At 47.0% G+C, this 25,357-nt stretch carries 18 protein-coding genes; 8 read left to right on the top strand and 10 right to left on the bottom strand.

Annotated features, from left to right (window positions below):
- Positions 1–198 precede the first annotated feature (198 nt).
- Positions 199–1,542: an endonuclease/exonuclease/phosphatase family protein gene (locus D515_RS06650; RefSeq protein ID WP_002537232.1), complete on the top strand. Its 1,344-nt coding sequence runs from the start codon at positions 199–201 to the stop codon at positions 1,540–1,542.
- A gap of 133 nt (positions 1,543–1,675) precedes the next feature.
- Here the strand turns inward: D515_RS06650 and D515_RS06645 are convergent, their stop codons facing one another.
- The 4 genes from D515_RS06645 to D515_RS06630 form a co-directional block, all read right to left on the bottom strand.
- Positions 1,676–2,032 carry a YibL family ribosome-associated protein gene (locus D515_RS06645; protein ID WP_002537231.1) on the bottom strand — a complete coding sequence of 119 codons (357 nt, stop codon included), beginning with the start codon at positions 2,030–2,032 and terminating at the stop codon, positions 1,676–1,678.
- 124 nt (positions 2,033–2,156) lie between these two features.
- Positions 2,157–3,833: a GMC oxidoreductase gene (locus D515_RS06640; RefSeq protein ID WP_002537229.1), complete on the bottom strand. Its 1,677-nt coding sequence runs from the start codon at positions 3,831–3,833 to the stop codon at positions 2,157–2,159.
- A 239-nt stretch (positions 3,834–4,072) separates the two neighbouring features.
- Positions 4,073–6,856 (bottom strand): immune inhibitor A domain-containing protein, encoded by a 2,784-nt coding sequence (locus tag D515_RS06635; RefSeq protein ID WP_002537227.1) that lies wholly within the window; start codon positions 6,854–6,856, stop codon positions 4,073–4,075.
- Positions 6,857–6,927: 71 nt separating this feature from the next.
- Positions 6,928–7,206 carry a hypothetical protein gene (locus D515_RS06630; RefSeq protein ID WP_039849711.1) on the bottom strand — a complete coding sequence of 93 codons (279 nt, stop codon included), beginning with the start codon at positions 7,204–7,206 and terminating at the stop codon, positions 6,928–6,930.
- A 283-nt stretch (positions 7,207–7,489) separates the two neighbouring features.
- Between D515_RS06630 and hrpA the strand changes: the two genes are divergently transcribed.
- The 4 genes from hrpA (at position 7,490) to D515_RS06610 (ending at position 14,490) form a co-directional block, all read left to right on the top strand.
- On the top strand, positions 7,490–11,392 hold the full coding sequence (hrpA, locus tag D515_RS06625; RefSeq protein WP_039849721.1) for an ATP-dependent RNA helicase HrpA: 3,903 nt from the start codon (positions 7,490–7,492) through the stop codon (positions 11,390–11,392).
- A gap of 338 nt (positions 11,393–11,730) precedes the next feature.
- Complete coding sequence (locus D515_RS06620) at positions 11,731–12,342, top strand: murein L,D-transpeptidase catalytic domain family protein (protein ID WP_002537222.1); 612 nt, start codon at positions 11,731–11,733, stop codon at positions 12,340–12,342.
- Positions 12,343–12,519: 177 nt separating this feature from the next.
- Complete coding sequence (locus D515_RS06615; protein WP_002537220.1) at positions 12,520–13,377, top strand: DNA ligase; 858 nt, start codon at positions 12,520–12,522, stop codon at positions 13,375–13,377.
- 114 nt (positions 13,378–13,491) lie between these two features.
- Positions 13,492–14,490, top strand: a complete 999-nt coding sequence (locus D515_RS06610) for a substrate-binding domain-containing protein (RefSeq protein WP_002537219.1) — start codon at positions 13,492–13,494, stop codon at positions 14,488–14,490.
- Positions 14,491–14,513: 23 nt separating this feature from the next.
- Here D515_RS06610 and D515_RS06605 read toward each other — a convergent pair whose 3' ends face one another.
- The 6 genes from D515_RS06605 to D515_RS06580 are packed head-to-tail and all read right to left on the bottom strand — an operon-like array spanning position 14,514 to position 21,226.
- Positions 14,514–15,419 (bottom strand): SMP-30/gluconolactonase/LRE family protein, encoded by a 906-nt coding sequence (locus D515_RS06605; protein WP_002537217.1) that lies wholly within the window; start codon positions 15,417–15,419, stop codon positions 14,514–14,516.
- A gap of 24 nt (positions 15,420–15,443) precedes the next feature.
- Positions 15,444–17,018, bottom strand: coding sequence for an aldehyde dehydrogenase (NADP(+)) (locus D515_RS06600; protein WP_002537216.1), 1,575 nt, complete (start codon positions 17,016–17,018; stop codon positions 15,444–15,446).
- Positions 17,019–17,020: 2 nt separating this feature from the next.
- Positions 17,021–17,971: a YncE family protein gene (locus D515_RS06595; RefSeq protein ID WP_002537213.1), complete on the bottom strand. Its 951-nt coding sequence runs from the start codon at positions 17,969–17,971 to the stop codon at positions 17,021–17,023.
- Positions 17,972–17,982: 11 nt separating this feature from the next.
- Positions 17,983–18,993, bottom strand: a complete 1,011-nt coding sequence (araD1, locus tag D515_RS06590) for an AraD1 family protein (protein WP_002537211.1) — start codon at positions 18,991–18,993, stop codon at positions 17,983–17,985.
- Positions 18,994–19,001: 8 nt separating this feature from the next.
- On the bottom strand, positions 19,002–20,174 hold the full coding sequence (locus D515_RS06585; protein ID WP_002537208.1) for an L-rhamnonate dehydratase: 1,173 nt from the start codon (positions 20,172–20,174) through the stop codon (positions 19,002–19,004).
- The gene (locus D515_RS06580) at positions 20,171–21,226 is read right to left on the bottom strand and encodes a 4-hydroxythreonine-4-phosphate dehydrogenase PdxA (protein WP_002537206.1); all 1,056 of its coding nucleotides are present in this window, start codon (positions 21,224–21,226) and stop codon (positions 20,171–20,173) included. Before D515_RS06580 ends, D515_RS06585 begins: the two co-directional genes overlap by 4 nt.
- Positions 21,227–21,823: 597 nt before the next feature.
- On the opposite strand from D515_RS06580, the gene D515_RS06575 reads away from it, so the two are divergent.
- The 3 genes from D515_RS06575 to D515_RS06565 all read left to right on the top strand — a co-directional run bounded on the left by D515_RS06575 (position 21,824) and on the right by D515_RS06565 (position 25,351).
- The gene (locus D515_RS06575; RefSeq protein ID WP_002537204.1) at positions 21,824–22,921 is read left to right on the top strand and encodes an ABC transporter ATP-binding protein; all 1,098 of its coding nucleotides are present in this window, start codon (positions 21,824–21,826) and stop codon (positions 22,919–22,921) included.
- Between the two features lie 64 nt (positions 22,922–22,985).
- Positions 22,986–24,329 carry an extracellular solute-binding protein gene (locus D515_RS06570; RefSeq protein WP_039849710.1) on the top strand — a complete coding sequence of 448 codons (1,344 nt, stop codon included), beginning with the start codon at positions 22,986–22,988 and terminating at the stop codon, positions 24,327–24,329.
- A 53-nt stretch (positions 24,330–24,382) separates the two neighbouring features.
- On the top strand, positions 24,383–25,351 hold the full coding sequence (locus D515_RS06565; protein ID WP_002537200.1) for a carbohydrate ABC transporter permease: 969 nt from the start codon (positions 24,383–24,385) through the stop codon (positions 25,349–25,351).
- The last annotated feature ends 6 nt before the right edge of the window (positions 25,352–25,357 follow it).

Below are 25,357 nucleotides of genomic sequence, written 5' to 3'. Positions count from 1 at the left end.
GCGCATTGAGGCCCTCCCTTCGGGCGAGTTGACTGACGCCGTGCCCTTTGTTGTTCCTTTTTGATGGAGATGACTACACCGGCAAAGGAACGCCGCGATCACAACGCCAGTCAATCTCGATGAATCCTGCATCTTCAGGTTGTTTGGGTATATTCAAAAAGGTCGGGCATCACTACCTTAATCAATGAGGAAAAGATGATGAAGGACCTCAAGTTAAAGATTTTGCTATTGCTCTCTTTCCTGATCTTAACAGGATGTATGAACGAGAAAGTCACCATTGCGGCGTTCAATCTCTCATTTGACCGCGCCACTTTTGAGCAACTCCAGGATGAAATGGCAACCTCACAAGAAGAGCAGGATGTGCTTGTTGCTGCGTATGTTGAAGACAAAGATGGGATGAGTGATGAAAACAAAGCGAAAGCGGAGAAAGTGATCCAAATCCGTAACGTCGCAGCAATCATCCAGCAAAACCGACCGGATATCCTGATGATGGGCGAATTCAACAATGAAGGATATGGGCAGGATCTCAGTGCCTTGCATGGCTTTCAGGATAACTACCTGTCAATTGGACAAAGCCTGAACAGTATTGATGGGGGAGACGTGCTTGAGCCTATTTCATATCCCATCATAGAAAGCTTTTCTACCAATACTGGCCTGAACAGTGGATTGGATTTAGACAACAATGGCAATGCAGGCCAGTTGCCTGGCGATGCATCAGGCTTCGGTTTTTATCATGGCCAGTACGCGTTTGCTGTTATGTCTAAGTTCGGTATCAGGAAGAACAAGGTAAGAACATTCCAAGCCTTCAAATGGAAAGATCTGCCCACTGCGAGTATTCCAACTATTACTAACTGTGACGATGAGAACAACCCAATTCCTGAAGGACTGGCTTGCGGTGATAACTGGTACACCGATGCAGAATGGGAACAAGTAAGGTTGTCTTCAAAAAATCATGTTGATCTTCCGATAGTCATTCGTACGCCTTATGGCAAAGAGATTGTGCACCTTCTGTTGTCACATCCCACACCGCCTGTGTTCGACACCGTGACCCAAAATAACAAGCTGCGGAACCGTGATGAAATTCAGTTTTGGATTGATTACATCAATGGCGAGAAGTTTATCTACGACGACAGCGGCAAAAAGGGCGGGTTGAAGAAGAATGCACACTTTGTCGTCATGGGAGACTTAAATGCCGATCCTGAAGCGGGTGATGGTGTTCGAGAAACTATTGCTGGGCTGCTTGAACACCCACGAGTCAATCAATCCGCGACAGTGGGTGAATTTGTGCCAACAAGTGCTGGTGCTTTAGAGGAAGCAGTTGATGCCCCGTTTCCTGAACGTGTTACCAGCACCTTTGGACTTCGTGTTGACTATGCATTTCCGTCGTCAATGCTGAAAGTAGAAGACTCCGGCGTATATTGGCCAGCAAGCGATGAACCGGGGCGACTACTGATGAATGACGATCGTGTGGGGCGCTTTGGCAACGGCAAAGATATTTCTTCGGATCACCGGATGGTTTGGTACACACTGGAACTGTACTGAACGAGTGATGAATGATGATAAAGCCGGGCGAAAGTCTGGCTTTTCTTTTTGCGGTTGGGGAATGTTTAGTGCGATGAAAGAGGATGAAGAAGTTGCCACTCTTTCTCAGAAGAACGGCAACGCTTTTGGGGAGTTAGAATTGTTTCGGTGCAAAGCCGGTAACGACTTCCAGTTTCAACTCTTTACCCAGTTTAGTCAGAGGATGAACGACGACCAGACCACGAACTGATTTCTTCAGCTTGCCCATGTCTGCTTGCTCTTGTTTGGTGATTTCACGCGAGAAAGGCATATCCAGCAGCGCCTTACGCTCCTTGTTCAGGGTAAAACTTTGCTTGTGCGTAAGTTGGCTGATTTTCTTGTTCAAATCTTCAATGTCGTTGGTGAACTTAGTCACCATCACGTCGTCACCACGAGACTTAGCAGCATCAAGTTTGACTTGGCTTTTGTTCAAACGGTTTTTCAGTTGTTGTAGTTCTTGTTTAATGCTCATGGTAATCGACCACTCAGATTGACTTGGGCGCGGAGTGTACCACAGGCAAAGCAAGATGGTAATGACATTTCCAGAAGCAAAAACGGCACCTATCGGTGCCGTACGTTTTCTTAAGCGCGGAGGCTCAGAAATCTTCCTGAATCACTCTTTCGATGTTTCTCTCCGCCAATGCAGCGATGGTGAGCGATGGATTTGCGCCGCCGGTGTTACCCGGAATCAGTGAACCATCCATCACGTAGAGGCCTGAGTGATTTATTACCCGTCCAAACAAATCCGTCGCTTTGCCAATTTCCATACCACCAACCGGGTGAGCGCCCGTGAAAATAACATCGTCAAATCCTGGCGCTCCAAGCTTCTGCCAATTAACCCAAGCCATCTTGTTGTTTACTGCACGAACAGCGTTGGTGGCGTCTGCTTGCAGCGTTTTAGGGTAATGCAACACCGCATCGTCTTTTGCGGCGTCGTAATAGAAGTAACCGCGGTTTGTGAAGTCTGCGGTCACTGCCAACGTCATGGAAACCCCAACTTCTGCGATAGCAGCGTTGGCCCAGTTTTCTGCGACAACTGGGCTTTGACCCGCATTGGTCACATAAATCGCTGAAGGTGACGGTGAGGCTTGAGGGCCGCCTTGTGGCAGTCCAAACCAAGATTGACGGAAAGCCATCCGGTTTCCGTTGTCGCCCCAGTTCTTACCGACGAAATCGTTCAGCTCCGGAAGTGTTCCTTTCGCTTTCGCACGGACCAGCATTCTTGGGGTGTGATAAGCGCCAGCCGCCATGATAAGTTTGTCACAGGTGACTGTTTTGGCGCTAATTACGTCACCGTAAGGGTTGTATTCGACCACGTCTAACTCGTAAATATCGCCGTTCGGCCGAATTTCTCTCACTTCATGATTGTGATGAACGGTGACATTCCCCGTCGCTTCCGCCATCGGAATGTAGTTTTGATCCAAACTGTTCTTACAACCATTACTGTTACCGAAATTCGTTAGGCCAATAGTGCTGGAAGGTAACGAGTGTCCGGTTAATTCGTCTCTCACTGTCCCCCAGTTCCAGTTTCCATCAATTTTGTAGGACCGATAGCCCGCTCTCGCGGCTTCTCTGTCCCAATCCCTGCAGTGTTTAAATGGCAGACTATTGTATATGTCGTCCGGCATTTGGGAGAAATTGAGCACTGATTTCACCCGTGGGTAATAAGTGTTCACCATGTAGCTGTAGGAAATGTCTGAGGGGAACAGGCGTTCAAAGTATGCCTGCTTTGGAACCGCTTTCACGCCGGTGTAAATGACAGATCCGCCACCCACTGCGGTGCCAAGAAGAAGGTCAGAACCGCCTGTATAGTTTTCTCCTGGTCTGTCGATGATATCCAATACACCACAGAAGTTATCAATGGCCTTTGAATCGATAGCATTGAAGAAAGGCAGTCGGTAAGTCAATGCAGGGAAAGTGGTAGTGGTGCGATGCCAGAACATTCTGCCATCAGCAAACATATCGTGAGCAAAAATTTTCCGTGATGGGCTTAGCGGCCAGCGATTCCCGCGCTCTAACACTGCGGTTTGAATACCTGCTTCCCCAAGGCGAAGTGCACTAACCGCTCCGCCAAACCCACTTCCGATAATTATGACAGGATAGTGGTAGGAAAGACGGGGTGGCGAATTGAATAGTTCTGGCAATAAAGTTTCGTAATTAAATAGCAGGGGAACGATTGATGCTTGGGTATTGCTGGCGTAAGGGGCAACAGCCGCTGCAACAGATACGCCCAAGGCTGATTTGACGAATTTTCTTCGCGCAGGGTTATTCATTTGTTCTCTCCTTAATACAGAATCCATGATGAATGCCTAACTGCTCGTGCAATTAGATGATGAGGGACAAAGTACAACTGAGATAAGTCCTGTTAACTAGATGAAGTTAAAGCTCCCGCATATGAGGCTGTGTGGAAGGCGTGTCCAGATTAGCATTCATTTTAGGCGGGATATTTTGCATGTTTAAGAAATAAGGAAAGGAAAAAGCCGGCTTACGCCGGCTTTGATAAGGTTTTTACTTACCACCCTTTGGAGATTTTTTTGACGGTCACTGTCATTTCAGTTCTGTCACTTGCTCCATCGTTATCTGTCACTTTCAATGATGTTTGATAAGTTCCGCGTTTGCGGTACTTATGGAGAATAATGCTGTTTCGAGTATCAAAACTTGTACCGTCACCAAAATCCCAATGGTGCTGTTTGATACTGCCATCTTTATCGGTGGAGCGGGAAATAAACAACGCCCATTTGTGGAATTGAAGGACATCGTAGTCAGCTTTCGGTGCCAGATTAAGTGAAATGGTTTTGGTGATGGTATGAGTTTGACCAAATTGATCCGTCACGGTCAACGAAACAGTGTAATCCCCACCCTGTGTATAGACATGTACCGGATTGGTCTGGTTTGAAGTATTTCCATCCCCATAATCCCAAAACCATGCGGTGATTGGACCTTCACGGTCAGTAGACTGGTTGATGAAACTAACCTGATAGCCATCAACTTCGAATTCAAAACCTGCTAGGGGTGCAACATCATCCAGTGAAATTTCAATGATACCGAATTGGTTATCTTCGGCTTGCTCAACAACGGAAATCATCAGACCGTATTCTGGAATGTTGCGGCCCGCATCGGGTTGATCGGCATTGGAATAATCATTTCGATCAGAAAAATGAGCGTTGGCATTGAGAGCATCGTCTATCAGAGAGCCAACGTCTTCACCACTGACATCAATACCGGCAAACTGATCCTGTAGGCTGAATGTTGCATCGTGGATTTGGTAGTGTGTTGAAGCAGCATTGCCAGTCTTGCTCCAGGTGACGGCAGATTGGTCTGCGTCAACGACACCAAGCCAACCGTAGCCGGGATGTTGTCCGACCCAGTTATCGCTGTATGAGTCATCCGCATACCAGATCACCAGTCCCGGTTCGTACTGCCAGACTTTCCCGTAACGGTTTAGATGTTTAAGCCCTTGATCAACGTCGGCATAGCTGCGCCATTGCAGCATGTAGTAATGGTCGTAAATACCGAAGCCATCATTGAGGGTGTAACCGTTAAGTGAAAATGCGCTTTCACCTTCTGCGTCGTCTGAAAAGAGTGCGCTTCCATCGGCAATTATTTGGATGTTATCAGCGTAAAAACCTTGTTCGATCCACCCACCGTCTGTGATGTATTCAAACGTGAGTGTGACATCTTTACCTGCAAATTGTGAGAGGTCAAAAGTTGCGGGTACCCAGCCGTCGACATTGTCAGGGTGATCTTTTGAATAACTGTGTACAGCAGGAACCAATCCGGATCCCAGTGGATCTTCATAAGTGGTGATATTCCCGGGAATTGCTTTGCCGTCAATCAAGACTCTGGCAAAGTCGTAGTTGGGTTCAACATCGTAGTGGGAGTCAAATGTCAAAACGATGCTTGCTGCATCAGGCAGTGATATATCTGCTGACATGCTGGTGTGAAGGTCATCCCCTTTGCCGGAATAGTACTGGTACTGTCCCTGTTTTGGAGGGATTTCCGGAATACGTTTTCCCGGTAGGTTGATGCGAACATGATTAGTGCCGTCGTTATTTTCTGTGGTTTCTGCCAATCGAACCGTTTTCGTGTTTCCTGCCAAATCCTCTAACGAATAGGTTTCCGGTGATAACCAGCTTCCCCCCATTTTGGCAAAGAGGAACTCTTTTGCCCAGGCACTGAATGCTACTGGTTCTGAGCCGGGAATTTTTCCAGCCCAAGAACCGGAAGACATAATCGACCATGCGGAAACTGGCTCTCCACGCCCTGAATATCGTGTGTCATATTCGTCGGGCAATCCCAGGTCATGGGCATACTCGTGCGCCGTTACTCCTGCTGCGGCATCAATCGGCTGCATAGTGTAATCGTAGGCTGCGTATTTGCCATTCCAGTAACCCAAACCGCTGTCAGTTCCTTCAAGTTCATAAACGGAAGAAAGGCTCCAACGGTGAGACCAAATTGCATCAGTGCCAATAGCTCCGCCGCCAGCTTCCTCGCCGACAGATGAATGGAAGATCATGAGATGATCTATTAAGCCATCCGGTTCGAAGAAGTCACCGTCGCCATCCTGGTCATATCGGTCTTCTTTATCGAAATCTGCCAGATTAATGGAAGGGTCTTTCGCGAGCGCATCCAGTGCTTCCATTACTAACGCTCTTGCGTTGATATCGCTGCCACCAGAATCAGTTCGAGCACCGTAGAAAGCCGCTGGATTTTTAGCGCGATACCAACCTGCGACCAAGCCATCAACGCTATAAGAGCCTCCAGATTCTTTTTCGTAATAAGCTTTCATGGTGATGAGAGGATTTCCGTCTGGCCCTTCATAAGAGTCGCCAAACAGTAGATTCTGATAATGCGATGCCGGATAGCTCTCGTAGTACATATCCGTTAAATCTGGCGTTAGCTGGTTATCGTCAAAGGGAAGATCAGGAAAATCAATCAGGATGCCGAGCACTTTATCCATACGTTGACTAGTAGCAAGTAGCGAGAAAAGGGCACGCTTATTCTGATCTGGAGCACTAAGCGACTCTTTGCGAGCTAATACATCGTGCTTGAGCTCTAAAGACTTTTTGGAGAAGACACCATCGTCTTTGGGCTCGGAACGGTTAAGGTATTCGGAGAGGGCTCTTTCTATTTCGTTTTTTGTTGAGTGGTTGTTGATGACTCCAGTTCTACGAAGGTACTCAATGATTTTCTCTTCATTGACGATAGCCCGATCGCTCGGTGTTTGCCCATGAGCCTGATAAGCCATCGCGATGGAGACTAACAGGAGCAGGGAGGTAGCTTTGACGTTGTTCATAAGGTGAAGATCCTTCTCTTTGGTTATGTTGTCGTATCTCTTTGCTTTGTATCGAGAGCCATTTGGGGCACTCAATTCGTTTTATCCTTTGGCTGGGTCTTTTTGTGGTGTGGAGGCTTAGGCTGATTGGGTTCTTTAGGAAATTGTCCGAGGTATTTTCTGAGTTGGTGTTGGACCTCTTCTTCACTCATGTCCTTGGTGATAATGCCTTTTTCTTTCAATGAATTGATAATCATTTGGTCGTTGGCCGGCATGGCAATTGAAAGGCGCGGAGTGGTGACGAGTGCAATGAATACGGTAATCAGCACTAAAGCAATCCAAAGTGATCGATGGAGTAACGCTGAAATCATGAATAGTCCAGAAAAACATATTGTATGCATTTATAAATAGGCATGATTAAGGGCAGGGAATGAATACGAAATGAGAAACGGGATCCTCTTTGGAAAATAAACAGAGATTGGGATTATCAATAAAAGTAAGTAGCCAGAAATTTGGAAGAAAGATTGAAGATCGAGCTTGCTGCGTGTTGTGGTAGAATCTTCGCAATTTTTCAAACGGTACTGAGCCTTATCGAGTCTTACGCTCGTATCGTGAGTGGATTTTCTTCAAAACAGCATTTCTTTGGATATCGATTTGACCGCTTCAATCCATCAAAACAACGCTAAAACGCTTTTCGCTGCGCTTGATGATTGCATGCTGAAAGACAAGTTCCGTCTCAGCAAACGCATCAAGGGAGCACAACGCATTAAGAAAGACGAAGCCCGTCAGGCTGTCTTCGATGAGATCGCGCTGGACATCGCTAAGTCGATGCAAGTGCGCATGCAACGCTTGGCTAATAAGCCAAACATTACTTTCCCTGAGCAACTGCCAGTCAGTCAGAAAAAAGACGACATTGCAGAGGCGATTGCCAACAATCAGGTGGTGATTGTCGCCGGTGAAACCGGTTCAGGTAAAACCACGCAGTTGCCTAAAATCTGCATGGAACTGGGACTTGGTGTATCAGGCGTTATTGGCCACACCCAACCCCGCCGACTGGCTGCACGTTCAGTAGCAACCCGTATCGCTGAAGAACTGGAAACTGAACTGGGTAAAACGGTCGGTTACAAGGTTCGATTCAACGACCAGGTGTCGGAAGAGTCCCGTGTGAAGCTGATGACGGACGGTATTCTGCTCGCGGAAATCCAGCATGACCGTTTTCTGAATCAGTATGACTGCATCATCATCGATGAAGCGCACGAACGCAGTCTGAACATTGACTTCATCCTTGGCTACCTGAAACAGCTTCTACCAAAGCGTCCAGACCTCAAACTGATCATCACATCAGCGACTATCGACCCTGAACGTTTTTCTAACCACTTCCGTGGCGCGCCGATTATCGAAGTCTCTGGCCGAACTTATCCTGTGGAAGTGCGCTATCGTCCTCTAGTCGAAGATAGTGAAGATACGGATCGAGACCAACTTCAGGCGATTTTCGATGCAGTCGATGAGCTGCATGATGAAGGGCCGGGCGATATTCTGATCTTCATGAACGGTGAGCGTGAAATCCGTGATACGGCCGACGCGTTGAATAAACGCAATCTGCGTGATTGCGAGATCTTGCCGCTCTATGCACGTCTGTCATCGGCAGAGCAAAACCGCGTGTTCCAGTCCCACTCTGGTCGACGCATTGTTCTGGCAACTAACGTCGCAGAAACCTCGCTGACAGTGCCGGGTATCAAATACGTGATTGACCCGGGTACGGCGCGTATTTCGCGTTACAGCTATCGCACCAAGGTTCAGCGCCTGCCTATTGAACCTGTTTCTCAGGCGAGTGCGAACCAGCGCAAAGGTCGCTGTGGTCGTGTGTCTGACGGTATCTGTATTCGCCTGTACTCAGAAGAAGATTTCCTGTCGCGTCCTGAGTTCACCGATCCGGAAATTCTGCGTACCAACCTAGCGTCCGTTATCCTTCAAATGACGGCCATTGGTCTGGGTGACATTTCTGCATTCCCATTCGTTCAGCCGCCTGACAGTCGCAACATTTCTGACGGTGTTCGTCTGCTTGAAGAACTTGGTGCGCTGAAAGAAGGCAAGAAAGGTGATGACCACAAACGTCTGACCGAAACGGGGCGTAATCTGGCACGTTTGCCAATCGACCCGCGTTTGGCGCGTATGGTGCTGGAATCAGCCCGTCTTGGCTCATTGCATGAAGTCATGGTGATTGCGTCTGCGCTGTCGATTCAGGATCCGCGTGAGCGTCCATCTGATAAACAACAGCAGTCTGATGAAAAGCATCGCCGCTTTAATGACAAAGAGTCAGATTTCCTCGCTTATGTGAATCTTTGGGAATACATCAAAGAGCAGCAAAAAGAGCTTTCCGGTAACCAGTTCCGCAAGCAGTGTAAGAAAGACTATCTGAACTACCTTCGTGTTCGTGAGTGGCAAGACGTTCATTATCAAATTCGCCAGGTGGTGAATGAGTTGGGCTTCAAGATTAATCAGGAACCGTCTGATTATCAGTCCATTCATATGTCGTTGCTGGCTGGTTTGCTCTCTCATATTGGTCTCAAAGATCAGGAGAAGAACGAATATCAGGGTGCGCGTAATGCCCGTTTCAATATCTTCCCAGGATCAGGCATTTTCAAGAAGCAGCCGAAGTGGGTGATGGTCGCCGAGCTGGTTGAAACCTCTAAGCTTTGGGGCCGTGTTGCCGCTAAGATCCAGCCTGAATGGGTAGAGCCACTGGCGAAACATCTTATCAAGCGAAGCTATTCCGAGCCGCACTGGGAGAAGAAACAGGCAGCGGTATTCGCGTTCGAGAAAGTCATGCTTTATGGCATTCCTATCGTTCCAAAGCGTAAGGTGAATTACGGCAGCATCGATTCGATTGTCAGCCGTGAGATCTTTATCCGCTCTGCGCTGGTGGAAGGGGATTGGGATACCAAACATAAGTTCTTCCATCAGAACCGTAAAATGCTGGCGGAAGTCGAGGAGCTTGAGAAGAAATCACGTCGCCGCGATATTCTGGTTGATGATGACACGCTCTACGAGTTTTACGACCAGCGCATCGAACATACCGTAGTTTCCGGACGTCATTTCGACAGCTGGTGGAAGAAAGCCAGCCGTGATGAACCAGAAAAGCTGAACTTCGAAAAAGCCATGCTGCTGGCAGGCGATGCCAGCCATGTGACTGAACTGGATTACCCGAACTTCTGGCATCAAGGCAATCTGAAGCTCAAGTTAAGCTATCAGTTTGAACCAGGTGAAGATCACGATGGTGTGACGGTTCACATTCCGCTGCCGGTGTTGAACCAGATTGAACCTGAAGGGTTTGATTGGCAAATCCCGGGATTACGCCACGAGCTGATTGTTGCGCTTATTAAATCGTTGCCAAAAACGTTACGTCGTAACTTTGTGCCGGCACCAAACTATGCGTCTGCATTCCTGCAGCGTGTTACGCCAATGGAAATGCCCTTGTTGGATGCGTTGGAGAAAGAGCTCAAACGTATGACTGGCGTGACCGTGCTTCGTGAAAACTGGCAGTTGGACCAGTTGCCTGAGCATTTGAAGATCACTTATCGCGCGGTGGACCATAAGAATCGCAAGCTGAACGAAAGCTACGATTTGTATGAGTTGAAAGATGGCTTGAAAGAGAAGGTTCAGGAAACCTTGTCTCAGGTTGCGGATGACGATATCGAGCAACAAGGGCTGACCACCTGGAGCTTTGGTACGTTGCCGAAAATGTATCAGCAAAAACGCGGTGGCTTTGAGGTAAAAGCTTTCCCGGCGATTGTTGATAACAAAGATTCGGTGGGCATTAAGCTTTACGAAACCGAAGAAGAGCAGCGTCAGGCGATGCAACAAGGTCAGCGTCGTCTGATCCTCCTTAACGTGCCATCGCCAATCAAATATCTGCACGACAACTTGCCGAACAAGTCCAAACTCGGTTTGTACTTCAACCCTTACGGTCGTGTGCTGGATTTGATTGATGACTGCATTGCCTGTGGTGTGGATAAGCTGATTGAGTCACAGGGCGGTTTGAAGTGGCAGCCTGAAGAGTTTGAAGCGCTGAAGGAATATGTTCGTGCAGAACTGGGTGACACCGTGGTGGAAATCGCCAAACAGGTAGAGCAGATATTGACGACGGCATTCAGCATCAACAAGAAGCTGAAAGGTAAAATCGACTTCACCATGGCGTTCGCCCTGTCGGATATTAAAGCTCAGGTTGAGGGATTGATCTTCAAAGGGTTTGCGACGGAATGCGGCTGGAAGCGTTTGCCGGATATTCAGCGTTACCTGAATGCAGTGGAGCGTCGTCTGGAAAAACTGCCGATTGATCCCAATAAGGATCGTCTGCACATCCTCAAGATTGAATCTGTCACTAACGACTACAAAGAGCTGCTGAATAAAATCCCGAAAGGGCAGCGTGTTCCTGAGTCAGTGAAGGAAATCCGCTGGATGATTGAAGAACTTCGTGTCAGCTACTTCGCCCAGCAACTTGGTACGCCTTATCCGATTTCAGATAAGCGAATCAAGAACGCTATAGACGCTATCTAGCTCTGCTTTACAGTCATGCTTCATCTTAGAAGCACTTATCTATAAAAATAGAAAGCCAGCGTTGTCGCTGGCTTTCTCACCTTTTGCCGCTATGGCAACATTCCTTCATACAGGTGATGACAAACGGCAAGCATATGCCTTTCTCACCGACCACATGCAGGTTACGCACGAAAGGAAAAATGCGCAGCTTGTAAACTAAAAAAGCTAACTTACTGAAAAATATAATTAATCGTTTCAGATAAGGCTCTGGCACGAATTTTGGTATGACATAAATGGGATTAGCCGATTTGCATTGCTCGGCACGCATTTTTAATCACATACCATTTACGGGGAATGTTATGTTTAAGGCGTTGAAAGCGACTTTTGCGCTCATTTTATTACTGTTTTCTGCGAACGTATTCGCAGCCATTCTGCCAGATGCACAGTCTATGTATCGGCAACTTAGCCTCTCTGACGAGGTATCGTTCGACAAATTCCAAAAAGCCTACAATCACTTCCGCACACACAGAACAGGAAAATCTGTTTTCACTCTCATTGACTACGGCAAACCTTCTTCAGAAAAACGTTTTTGGGTCGTTGATGCAGAAAAACGCAAAGTGCTGTTCGCTTCTTATGTCTCTCATGGCAAAAACAGCGGCTCGCTATACGCGAAGAAATTTTCTAATGTGGTTAACTCGCGTCAAACTTCTATCGGCGTGTTCCGCGCTGCGGAGACTTACTACGGGAAACACGGCTATTCATTGCGTCTCGATGGTTTGTCTAAAGGTGTGAACGACAACGCGCGTCGCAGAGCGATAGTGATTCATGGTGCGGCATATGCTCATCCAAATGTCATTGCGAAAACAGGTCAGCTGGGTCGCAGTTGGGGTTGTCCGGCGCTACCAAATTACTTGTCGAAGAAAGTGATCAATACCATCAAGGACGGTACTTATATTTACGCCTTTGCTTGATGTTTAAATACGAATTTAAGAGCGGCGCATTCAGACGAATGCGCCGTTTTTTTGTTTGTATCTGCAACAGCAAACAAAGTTCTTGATGAGATATCTCAAATACCTCATCCAAACTGGTAATAGGGCGCTTCGCAGGAAAAATGGATATCTACCTTCTGAATATATTGTGTAGAGACCATGAAACCTACTCCATTGCTTTTAGCCATCAGTTTAGGTCTGGCAACCAGTCAGCATGTCCATGCCACAACTTGCTTGCACTATAAGCCACAATTAGCGATTCCATTTGAAGAGTCTGAAATCAGTCACTGGGAAAACTATGTGTTCAGTGAAAAACTCGATGGTATTCGAGCTTACTGGAGCGGCCAGTACCTTTTTACACGACAAGGCAAACTGATATACGCACCGAAATGGTTTATTGATGCGTTACCGGAAATACCTCTGGAAGGTGAGCTTTGGATAGGCCGTAACCGCTTTGAAGAAACGATGGCGGCGGTCATGGATGGCAAGCCTGATGACAAAGAGTGGAAGAAGGTGAAATTTATGGTCTTCGACCTTCCTGCCAGCCTAGATAGCTTTGATGTTCGCTACAAGCAGTTTAAGAGCATGGCGCAAGGACTAAACATTTCTCATCTTGATTTTGTTGAACACAAACCTGTTGAAAGCAAAGCATCTCTGTTGGCATTACTTGAGACAATCAATGATGCAGGCGGTGAAGGTTTGATGCTCAGAAAGCTAAGCGGTGTCTATCAGGCCGGGCGCTCGGCAAATGTCATCAAAATGAAAGTGGCTGATGATGCCGAAGCTGAGGTGATTGGGTATGTAGACGGCAAAGGAAAGCATGAAGGCCGGATGGGTGCATTAGTAGTGAGGATGCCCAATGGGAAGGAATTTAAAATCGGGACAGGCTTTTCTGATTTTCAACGGGAAAACCCGCCAGAGCTTGGCGAGCTGGTAACCTATCGCCACAATGGTTTCACCAAAAATGGCATTCCAAAGTTCGCACGTTTTATGAGAGTAGATGCCAGTAAGCAATAACCTTTATTCGCTGGATATAGAGTTAATGTTATGGGTCACACTTTGCATATTCCTATTGGCGAATAACTGAATCGTCTCAAAAACTTATTGGAAGAGTGTTTTGAGGAGATTGCTATGGGAAAGAATCGTCGTCCTACCATGAGTGACGTGGCCGAGCGCGTTGGTGTCACCAAAATGACCGTCAGTCGCTACCTCAAACATCCACACAAAGTCGCTAAGAAAACAGGCGAGAAAATCCAGATTGCCCTCGATGATTTAGGCTACATCCCAAACCGGGTTCCCGATATTCTTTCCAACCGCAGCAGTAAAACGCTTGGCGTCATCCTTCCTTCTCTTCGTCATCCTGTTTTCCAGCAAGTGATCGCCGGTATAGAAGCCATTATAGAAGAAAACGGTTACCAACTGATGCTGGCTCACGGCGGCTATGAGGCAGAGATTGAACAGCAACGTATTGAGTCATTGCTTTCGTTCAATGTGGACGGGCTGATCTTGGCTGACAACGACCATACCGAGAAATCACTGAAGATGATTCACACCGCGGGTATCCCTTATATCGAAATCATGGACGCGACAGAAAATGAAACTGCCCAAAGCGTTGGAATCGATAACGAACTGGCGGCATTTTCTATGGTCACCCTGATGATTGAGCGCGGCTTCGAACACATTGTTTGTCTGAATGTGAAAAAGGGGATCCGAACCTCAAGCAAGCTTCAAGGTTATGTCGACGCGATGGAAGACGCAGGGCTGACACCAAGGAGTATTACCGCCAAGGCGGAATCCTCAGTATCCCTGGCCCGTAAAATGACGACTAAGGTATTGGAACGCTACCCGGATACCGATGCTTTCTTCTGCACCGATGATGAACTAGCCGCTGGCGTATTGATTGAGTGCCAAAATCAGGGATTGTCGGTTCCAGAGCAAATTGGCATTGCCGGTATTCATGCACTTGATATCGGGCAGTCTATGATGCCGAAATTGGCCAGTATCATTACGCCTGATAGAGAAACTGGCGAACATGCTGCACTGGCTTTATTCAGTCAAATTCATGGAACCCAAATTGACATGGAGCCGCTGGGCTTTGATATTGATGAAGGCGAGAGCCTTAGCTTATAAACCAACCTAAACGCCCTTAAAAATCATGTTGTTTGGGTGTATTGGATTCCCTGCGTATTCAGTTTGATACCATAAAGTGACGTTGTTGCAGTGATGAACAGGTAGGACTGATCTTTACCGCCAAAAGTGCAGTTACTGACCCGCTCAGGTACGGGTATTAATCCAAGTTTCTCGCCGGTTGGTGTAAAAACGGCAATTCCTTCATCGCAGCTGCAGAAGATGTTCCCTTGAATGTCTACTCTAAACCCATCTGGGATCCCTGGCTCGACAATACAGAGGGTGTCCCCTTTACCGAGTGAACCGTCTTCTTCGACAGTAAACTGGCGGATTTCTCGTCTGCCCTTGGTGGGAAATTCGACTATCGACATATCGGCTACGTACAGCGTCTGTTCATCCGGCGAGAAAGCGAGGCCATTCGGCCTCTGCACGTCCGTCGTCATGATATCCAGATCACCTGTTACCGGGTCGAAGCGATAAACATAACATCCAATCATCTGGCTTTGTGCCTGAAATCCCTCGTCATTCCCTAAAATCCCATATGGCGGATCCGTAAACCAAATGCTGCCATCTCGCTTAACCACAACGTCATTTGGGCTGTTCAATCTTTTTCCATCAAAGTTATCAACGAGAATAGTGCTGACACCGTCTGGTGTAGTTTTGCTGATGCAGCGCCTACCATGTTCACAACTGATAAGATTGCCATCTGAGTCAAGATAATTCCCGTTCGAAAAATGGGAGTAATTTTTTTCTATTCTGAGGCCATCCGCTTCACTCCATCGATAGAGCTTGCAGCCTTTGACATCACTAAAAAGTACCTCATTAGTTTCCCTCAGCCAGACCGGACCTTCTGCCCATATTACGCCAGAGCAAAGTTTCTGCGGTGTTTTTCCTTCAGCGAAAATATCATCGAAATGAATGGTGTAATCCATGAAGCGCTATCCTGATTCTTTATTTTATTCTGGCTTGCCATCTATCGTTCTGCTGACATTCAGTGGGTTATCTGCTTTCAACTCATCAGGTAGAAAAGCCTCTGGAACGTTTTGATAACAGACAGGACGAACAAATCTATCAATCGCGAGTGTACCCACAGATGTGGTTTGACTGTTCGATGTTGAAGGATAAGGACCGCCATGAACCATCGCGCTTGATACCTCAACCCCTGTGGGGAATCCGTTAAACAGGATTCGCCCAACTTTGAGCTCCATCGCTGACACGATGCCATGAACACACTCAGTGTCATCATCAGAATCGGCATGCACAGTACCCGTCAGTTGACCTTCAAGGCGTTTAATGACTTGGATCATATCTGTTGTGTTCTTACAGGTAACCAGCATGGAAAAAGCCCCAAATACCTCTGCATGTAGGCTTTCGTCTTCAAGGAAAGCTCTACTAGATACTTCGATAAACGCGGGCTGACAACTGTTTGGGCTGTCTGCTTTTCCCTCGACGATTACGTTTACCTTTGAGTGACCCATCATTGTGTTTCGCGCACTGTCGTAATTTTTAAAGATATTACTCGTCAGCATGGTCCCAGCACTACAGTCCGTAAGTTGCAGCTTTACTTGTTCAATAAACAGAGACAACGAGGGGCTAGGAGTTGCGAGTATCAAGCCTGGGTTGGTACAAAATTGTCCCGCACCCATCGTCAAAGATGCGGCAAACTGATTAGCTAAACCTTCAGGGTCAGCCTCAAGAGCTTTCGGCATCAACACCACTGGGTTAATACTGCTCATCTCTGCGTAGACTGGAATAGGCTCCCTCCTTGATTGTGCTGTTTGCATCAAAGCCAGACCAGCAGCTTGAGAGCCGGTGAATCCAATAGCTTTCACACTAGGGTGAGCAACAAGTTCATGTGCGATGGAGTTACCATTTGCAAAAACCAAAGAGAAAGTCCCGGGGTGTAACTCACATGATTTAACAGCCTCTGCGATACATCGCCCAACTAATTCGGATACCCCCATGTGTGCCTGATGTCCTTTTACAATGACTGGGCAACCAGCCGCCAATGCTGATGCGGTATCGCCACCTGCAACAGAAAAAGCAAGTGGAAAGTTACTGGAACCAAAAACAACCACTGGTCCTAAAGGCTGCTTCGTCATACCAAGGTATGGGCGGGGAAGTGGGCTTCTATCGGGGAGAGCAGAGTCAATTCTGACATCCTGCCAACTGCCACTTTCAAGAACATCTGCAAAGAGGTTCAACTGCGAACAGGTCCTTCCTCTTTCACCCACTAGCCTGGCTAGCGGTAGACCTGTTTCCAAAGTCCCCCGCTCTATAAGTTCGTCACCGAGCGACATGATGTTTTCAGCTATTTTTCGTAGAAATCTCGCCCTATGTTTCGGTGATGTGTGCCGATAACTCCCGAATGCTTTATCTGCTTCTATACAAGCTGCCATTGCTTGTTCACTGGATGCGCCAGCGAAGGGAGGACTAAAAGGTAAAGCGGTCGCAGGATTGATTGAATACATCTGACCGGTTTGGCCGTTGACTTCTTCGCCAGCAATAAACATTACGCCGTTTACAGACATACTCAGACTCCGTTTTGAGTTGAAGAGGATTGAAGGACCATTGAAACGTCGGGCTCCGCGAGGCAAGAGAATGAACGCTTCACGTTTAAATTATTCGCATCGAGCACTGCAACGGTGTCATTAGTCAATGAAACAAAAACATCACCGCTCGTTGGATGGAAGCTGACAGCAATTGGATCGGCAGGTAAGTCAATTATCCCTATATTTTCGAGTGCTAAGGTAAAAATACTGATGGACTGACCGCCGTAATTGGTGACATAAAGATGGTTGTCAGGAGACAGGTAGGCTCTGGTGGGATCGGCCCCTGTGTCTGCCCGCGCAGTCACTTCTAGCGAAGTTGTATCAACCGCGACAACTTGGTTATCAAGGCGGTTGGTCACAAATAGTGTCTTTTCATCACGGGTTAAACAATTACCCTCGGGCTTTTTACCCGGACATATGGCAACGGGGGCAAAGACAGGGTCCCAAGGTTTAATCTTTGTCACAGTATGGCTGAGAAGGTTCAGACAATAAGCGGTACTGCCATCCTTTGTTAGTGAAAACAGGTGCGTTTTAAGACCACCGGAAGGCAGTGCTCTATCAGGCGCGCAGGCCGTTCTGGGTGACTCAAAGATGACCATGACATTTTGGGATTCACTCATGGCATAAAGGCGGTCTTGGTTATCAAGCGCTAAGCCATGAATACGATAATATGGCCAAGTACTAATGGTGTGGACGTGCTCCTGAGTTTTCAAATCAATCACGAAAATACTACAGCCGCCATGGTCTTCGGTAATCCCAGAGTTTTGCACGCCGTAATGGCCTACATACGCAAACTCATTTTTAGAATCTACAACAAACTCGTGAGGAAACTGGCCCAACTCTATTTGCTTTACCGCTTCACCGCTTTCGACATCAAAAAAGCCGATTGTGTGCGCGCTCTTTTGGTTCAATAGCAAAATATCTTTATTCATGCCTAATCCCTTCAATACATCACATCAACAATCACAACTGAGTCTGTACTTGGGCTTTCCTGCACCAATTTGTTGCTCAGTGGTCTGCCGAACTCAGGCACTTCAATTTCAAACACGTCACCGTCTATGGTCTTTACCGAATCTGCAAAGCTGAGCGTCGACGTACCGAAAAAGTGTATATTGACGTCACCGGGACGACGGAAAAGACTGTACTTGAAATGGTGATGTTCAAGATTACGGATGTTGTGGGACATATTGCTTTCGCCTGTCACAAATGGCTTTTCCCAGATGACTTCGCCATTTCTAAGAATCCTGCTGGTACCTTCAAGACTCTCCGGAATTTCGCCAATCAGCAGTTCTGGTCCAAAGCTACAATTCCGGAGTTTGGAATGCGCTAGCCACAGGTAGTTGTGACGCTCGGTGACATGGTCAGAAAATTCGTTTCCTATTGCAAAGCCGATGCGATGGGGGTTCCCAAGACCGTCATTAATATATGCGCCTACGAGTTCGGGCTCTTCCCCTGCATCTTGCGCGAAAGAAGGGGAGGCCATCGCACCAAATGGCATTTGGACAATACTGCCGTTTCCTTTGTAAAACCATTCGGGTTGAGAGGCATAACGTGTCTTTGTCGCGATACCGTCTTCTATGCCCATCTTGAACATCTTCATGGAGTCCGTCAGTGTCGACTCATCCTGCTGGATTTTGCTATGCATCGAAGAACGTGTGTCCGCGCTGCCTAAGTGAGTTAGGCCAGTGCCCGTGACAAAGGCGTGGGCATCGTCCGGATGATGAAAAGGAGGAAGAATCAGACCTTCATCAATCAGTTGCTGATAGCTGATGGCTTTATCCGACAACAAACCGTCAATCAAGGATGTTAATGGTATTGAGCCTTTTAAAGCCATTAAAGCTACGTCATAGGTGGTCAGTGTCTTCTTTAGAGGTATCACCTCGTCAGCATTAATAACCTTTGCTAAGCAAGGCCCTTCGTTCGACAGAAATTGGATTACACGATAGTGGGTCATGTTGGCACCTATCCGATGATATTAAAGTGGTCCAAATATTTGGTTGATATTGACAAGCCCAACCCAGGCATATTGTCATCTAAATCCAGATATCCATTGACGGGAGCAGGGTCGCCTTCAAATATGTAGTAGAAGAGTTCGTTACCAACTTCTACATCATGAACAGGGAAGAACTCTGCAATAGGAGACGCCAGTGTGGACATCGTCAGGTGGTAATTGTGCATTTGCCCCGCATGAGGAATGACAGGTACGCTATAAACCTCGGCTAAGGCATTAATTTTACGTGCGGCTGTGATACCACCGACGCGATTGGTATCGTACTGAATGACAGAAATTGCTCTTTTGTCTAACAATTGCTTGAAACCATGACTGGTAAATTCATGCTCTCCACCGGAAATCGGGATACTCGTCAACTGATTAAGTTCAGCATAACCGTCGATATCATCTGGGATCACTGGCTCTTCTAACCACCTCGGTTCAAAGCGCTCAAGTTTTGGCAAGATGCGCTTCGCGTATTCCAGATTCCAACCCATGTAGCATTCAAGCATCAAATCATTGTCGTAGCCGATAACTTCCCGAACTGCTTCAACGGACATTAGGTTTTGTTTAACGCCTTGAGGGCCGTCGTTTGGGCCGTAACCGAAACGCATTTTCATCATGTTGAAGCCTTGATCCAGATAAGACTGCGCTTCTCTTTGCATTTCATCTAAGTCAGTTCGGTACAGCTTTGAGGCATAAACAGGGATTTTTTCCTTCGTTCTGCCTCCAAGCAGTTTAAATACCGGTTTATTCGTGGCTTTGCCCATGACATCCCATATAGCGATATCAATGGCAGAAATAGCGGCCATACCGATTCCTTTGCGCCCCCAAGCAATGGTGGAGCGATACATGCTTTGCCAAATATGCTCGTAGTCAAAAGGATCATGACCGATGACAAGTGGAGCCAGGTAATGGTCAATGATGTTTTTAGCGATGCGCGGTGCCAGGGCGACATTACCGATGCCGACAATACCGGTATCTGTTTGTATCTCCACTACCGCCCAATCATGAAAGCGGAATGTGCCCATTGAATCGCCTGAACGCCAAAGCATATCTGTTGCGTTCGAACAGAAGTTAGAAGAGGGTGGAACAGTGTGACCCTTCCACTCGAAAACTCGGGTTTTAATCGATGTAATTTTCATTGGCTTCCCTCTTTAAGATCATCGATTGGAGGAGGATTTTCCCTAAATTGTGATTCACCCATGACACAGGCTAAATTGAATGCTTTGCGCATGGCATTAAAGTTGGCTTTGTTTTCTCCGGCGATGTCGAAAGCCGTTCCGTGAGCTGGGGTAGTAATAGGAATAGGGAGCCCACCTTGGACAGTCACGCCATTTTCAAAGCCCAACAGTTTTATAGCGATCTGTCCTTGGTCGTGGTACATGGTGACAACCGCATCGTATTCACCGTCCCTGACTTTCAGAAATATGGTGTCTGCTGGGAATGGACCGTATGCGTTGACGTTCATCTCTTTCAGGAGACTGACCGCTGGAGCTATGATGTCGATCTCTTCTCTGCCACACGTACCGCCATCACCACCGTGAGGATTTAGTGCTGCTACCGCTATTCTTGGATTGGAGATACCGGCTTTGATGAGGCTATCGCTGATTAAACAGCCTGCGTAGACGATACGTTCGCTCGTTATGTACTGTGAGATATCTGTCAGGGGAACGTGTGATGAAATTCTGGATGTCCAGATGCCATCTAACGTATTGAACTCACAAAAGTAGTTATCGACATCTAGAAAATCCGCGAAAAAATGGAGTTCGTCTTCAAAAGCCATTCCAGCCAATTTCATGGCATGTTTGTTGAGTGGGGCAAAGCAGATGGCGTCTATCTTTCCGTCTCGCGCGGCCTCGAGACAGAGAGAAAGTGCATCGAGTACTGATCTTCCGCTTGCTTTGTTTGCAACAGCAACCTGCAAAGATTCTTCCGCCATCGTGTTGATTGGCAGGAAGTAAATCTTGTTTTCACAGGCTTGCGCTAAATCATCAAGATTGGCGATGTGTGCCGTGTCTATTTGGACACCGACGTTCTTCTGCGCTTTGCTAAACAGCCATTCGTCTCCAACGATCACGATTTTGCATCGTCCGCGATCGAAGTGAGGGTCTGCAAAGTTCTTTACAACTAATTCGGGGCCGATACCTGATGGATCCCCCAATGTCACCGCCACTATTGGCTCATTTCTCGCCATTCTATCTTTCCTGTTATCCGCTTTTCCCTGTCGGATCCCACCAACGCGCTGAGTTCTGTGAGGCATGTTCTCGGCGGTATGGGTCGCTGCTGGGTGCTCAATATTTACACTAAATGGTATTTAAAACGTACCAGTTGATATTTTGTCTGACAAGGTGAAAAGACAGGCTCTTACTAGTTTTAACCACAGTTTATGTAGACTTTTGGAGATATATTGCCGGATAAGTTATTGATATTTACTGATGGCATTATTACCAACATGCGTTGAAATACCAATGTTACAAATTTAAAATATTGTTATTAAAGGATTAAAATATGGATTGTCGATTTTTAACCAAAAATAATTAAAGAATATTGTTAATCGTCTCATCAACAATAAATCATTCATGTATTGCGTTATCAAATTTGATCAAAAGCCAATTATGAACAAAAAATGATCAGGCGACGATCTGAAAATGAATTCTTCTGGTACTTTTAATAGACCAGTTACGCTTAAGCTCGTTTTTCTGGGCGACAGCAGACTGAGAGGTGAAGTTGTTCTTTTACTTCTCGAGACAAAAGCACCGCAGGTTGGTTGTTACATTTTCAAGGACTGAACATGCCTCAAATCAGAATTAAAGAACTCGTGAAACGTTACGAACACGTCGAAGTCATCCATGGGCTGGACCTGACCTTTGAAGACAACGAGTTCACCGTGTTAGTCGGCCCATCGGGTTGCGGTAAATCAACAACACTTCGCATGATTGCCGGTTTAGAGAGAGTCTCTTCTGGCGACATCTATATAGGTGATAGAGAGGTAAGCCAACTAGAGCCGAGAGATAGAGACCTTGCCATGGTGTTCCAAGACTATGCGCTTTATCCGCACATGAACGTAGAGAAGAACCTCTCTTTCGCGCTTCGCCTTGCCAAAGTGGACAAAGCCGAAATTGCCCAACGGGTAAGAAGCGTTTCTGAAATGCTTGGTCTTGATCATCTGCTCCATCGTAAGCCAGGGGAATTGTCGGGAGGACAGCGCCAACGTGTCGCAATGGGAAGAGCCTTGGCACGTGATGCTTCTACGTTGCTGATGGATGAACCTCTTTCCAACCTCGATGCAAAGCTGAGAGCGCAGATGCGTGCTGAGCTCATTCTTATGAGAAAAAAGGTCAACAAAAACATTATCTACGTTACCCATGATCAGATAGAGGCCATGACGCTAGGAGATAGAATTGTGGTCATGAACGACGGGTACGTTCAGCAACACGGCACGCCAGAAGAACTTTTTTGCCGACCGGTGAACAAATTTGTTGCGGGCTTTATGGGTTCGCCTTCAATGAACTTCTTATCTGGCGAAGTAAGGCAAACAGAAGACGGGATCTTTATTGACGGTGATGGCTTTCAATTCCAAGTAGATCCGGTGCTTGAGCATAAAATAAAACAACTACCATCATCTTCTGTCTATGTAGGTGTTCGTCCGTCTTCATTTTCTACAAAGCCTCTGGAACATGCGAACAAAATAAGCCTCCCAGTACTAGTTACAGAGTACTGCGGTTCTAACTCCATCATTGTTTCTGAAATCGGCGGCAACCGGGTTGCTATTGAAGTGACATCCGAATGTTTGCCTAAGAGAGACGAGTACGTTGATTTTTACTTCAAGTATTCAGACCTCTATATCTTCGATGCAAAAACCGAAAAAGCACTTTACCCAGACAACTGATCGAAGACAGGGAAGTGTTATTCATTACTCACCAATTACCCCAAGCAGTTATGCGGGAGGAGAAATGTTAAGGAATGCAAGAAATCTGAAGAGTTGTGCCATTTCGTTGCTGGCTTGCACAGGAATGATGTTTTCGGCCAGTTCGCTAGCGAACCCTTACAAGCCATATGAGGGTGAAACATTGGTCGTGAATTTCCCAGCACACCCTCACTATGATGCCGTGATGAAGGTGCTCCCGGAATTTGAAAAGCAAACTGGGATAGATGTTGAAGTCGACCAACTTCAGTATTTGGCCATGCGCCAGAAGCAAACACTGGAGCTTACAAAAAGGAAAGGTGACTACGATCTGATCGCTTATGTTGTTTTCTCAAAAGCGGATTATGTATCAGCTGACCAGATAGAGCCGCTTGCTCGCTTCTTCATGAATCCAAAGCTGTCTGATCCCAACTATGATGCCGATGACCTCATTGATGGCTACGTTCAAAACGTAGGTGTTGCTGGGGGTAAGAAAGGTTACCTACCGGGCCCTACAGGTGCTTTGTTCGGTATTCCATTTGGCTCTGAAACCTCCGTACTTGGCTATAGGAAAGACATTTTTGACAAGCATGGCCTTAAAGTGCCTGAAACTTATGAAGAGCTACTTGAGACCACTTGTAAAATACAAGAACTCGAACCAGGAATGGTTGGCTTAGCGACACGTGGTAAATCAGGGCACCAAATTTCTCATGCTTATCTGCTCCACCTAGCACCGTTGGGTGGGAGGATATTCGATGACGAGTGGAATCCCACCATCAATAGCCCAGAAGGCATCAAAGCCGCTGAAGCGCTCAAGAAAATTCTAGAGTGTGGCCCCGAAGGTGGTACGTCGTTTGGATTGTCTGAAGCGAAAAATGCTTTCTTGCAAGGAAAGGCTGCGATGTATCTAGACACGACAATTGTGGCTGGAGAAGTTGACGATCCAGAGAAATCAAAAATCGTAGGTAAGGTTGGTTGGGCAAAACACCCTATGGGTGAGCGACGGGCTTCGCAAACCGGTGGGTTTGGTCTGGCTATTCCTAAAAATGCTCAAAATAAAGATGCGGCGTTCTTATTGATGCAATGGCTGACCTCCAAGGAAGCAGACAAGATGATCGCGCTAGCAGGGGGCAACCCATCACGTTTCTCTACTCACCAAGATCCTGACGTCGTCGCTAAATTCCCCCAAATGGAAATTTTCGGAGAGGCGCTCAAGGACGCCGACCCCGACTGGCGACCAATCATCCCTGTATGGGGGCAAATTAATACTGAGTTGGGCACCAATCTATCCAAAGCGATGACGGGAGAAATCACTATCGAGGAGGCGTTGGATAGAACTAACAACACCGCCAAATCGATCATGGAAAAAGCAGGCTATTACACTTATCAATAAAAATAGGGAGGCAGGCTAACCGCCTGCCTCTAACTATCCAACGGAACTGGAAAATGCAAATTATGAGTTCATTGTCGTTGGGCAAAAGCGAAAAAACGGAGCGGCGGACATTACGTCACTTCCTTAATAACGCTGCCCCTTACCTATTCATGGCACCTGCAGCAGTCATTCTGGTTTTCGCCCTGGTCTATCCGGTCGGCTACATGATGTTTGCCAGCTTCTTTGACTGGAGACCAAGCCAGCCTTTTTCCGATGCCGAATTTGCAGGGCTGGATAATTATATTTGGCTGCTTCAGGACGCTGGATTTTTAGAATCTTTCTTTGTCACTGTCACTTTCGCTTTCACCGTCGTGCTACTGGAGATGGCATTAGGTGTTGGTTTGGCGTTGATGCTGGAAAGGCCAATGAAGGGGATGTCCGTTTACCGGACGATATTCATTCTCCCAATGATGATTGCCCCCATCGCCGTTGGCTTAGTTTGGCGCTACATGTACAACCCGCAGTTTGGAATATTTAACAAAATGCTTAATGCCATGGGCTTTGAGAGTGTCCCTTGGTTGTCCGATCCGTCTTGGTCTCTGTTTTCTATCATTCTCGCGGACATCTGGCAGTGGACCCCCTTTGTCATGATCCTTTCCTTGGCGGCACTCCAGTCTCTGTCTAGCTCCGTGGTAGAAGCCGCGCGCCTGGATGGGGCGAACAACTGGAATTTGATTTGGCACATCAAGATTCCACTTATGCTTCCTGTTCTTATCGTTACGTTGCTACTGAGGCTGATCGATGCATTCAAGGTACTGGAAGTCATCATGATCCTTACCAATGGCGGGCCAGGGTTATCAACTGAAATACTGTCCCTGAGGATTTTTAAAACGGTCACCGATAGTCAAGAGCTTGGTCTTGCAGCAGCACTTTCAAACATGCTTCTGGGCTTGGTGTTAATCATCACCATTGTGATGTTTGTCTTTAACAAAATGCGTGAAACACGTAGCAGCAAAATGAAAGCTGCAGCAGAGAAGTATTAGGGAGAT

This window comes from Grimontia indica (assembly GCF_000333895.2).
GTDB classification, from domain to species: Bacteria; Pseudomonadota; Gammaproteobacteria; order Enterobacterales; family Vibrionaceae; genus Enterovibrio; species Enterovibrio indicus.
Note: the sequence above shows the minus strand (reverse complement) of the source record. Positions and strands in the feature narration are given on the sequence as shown.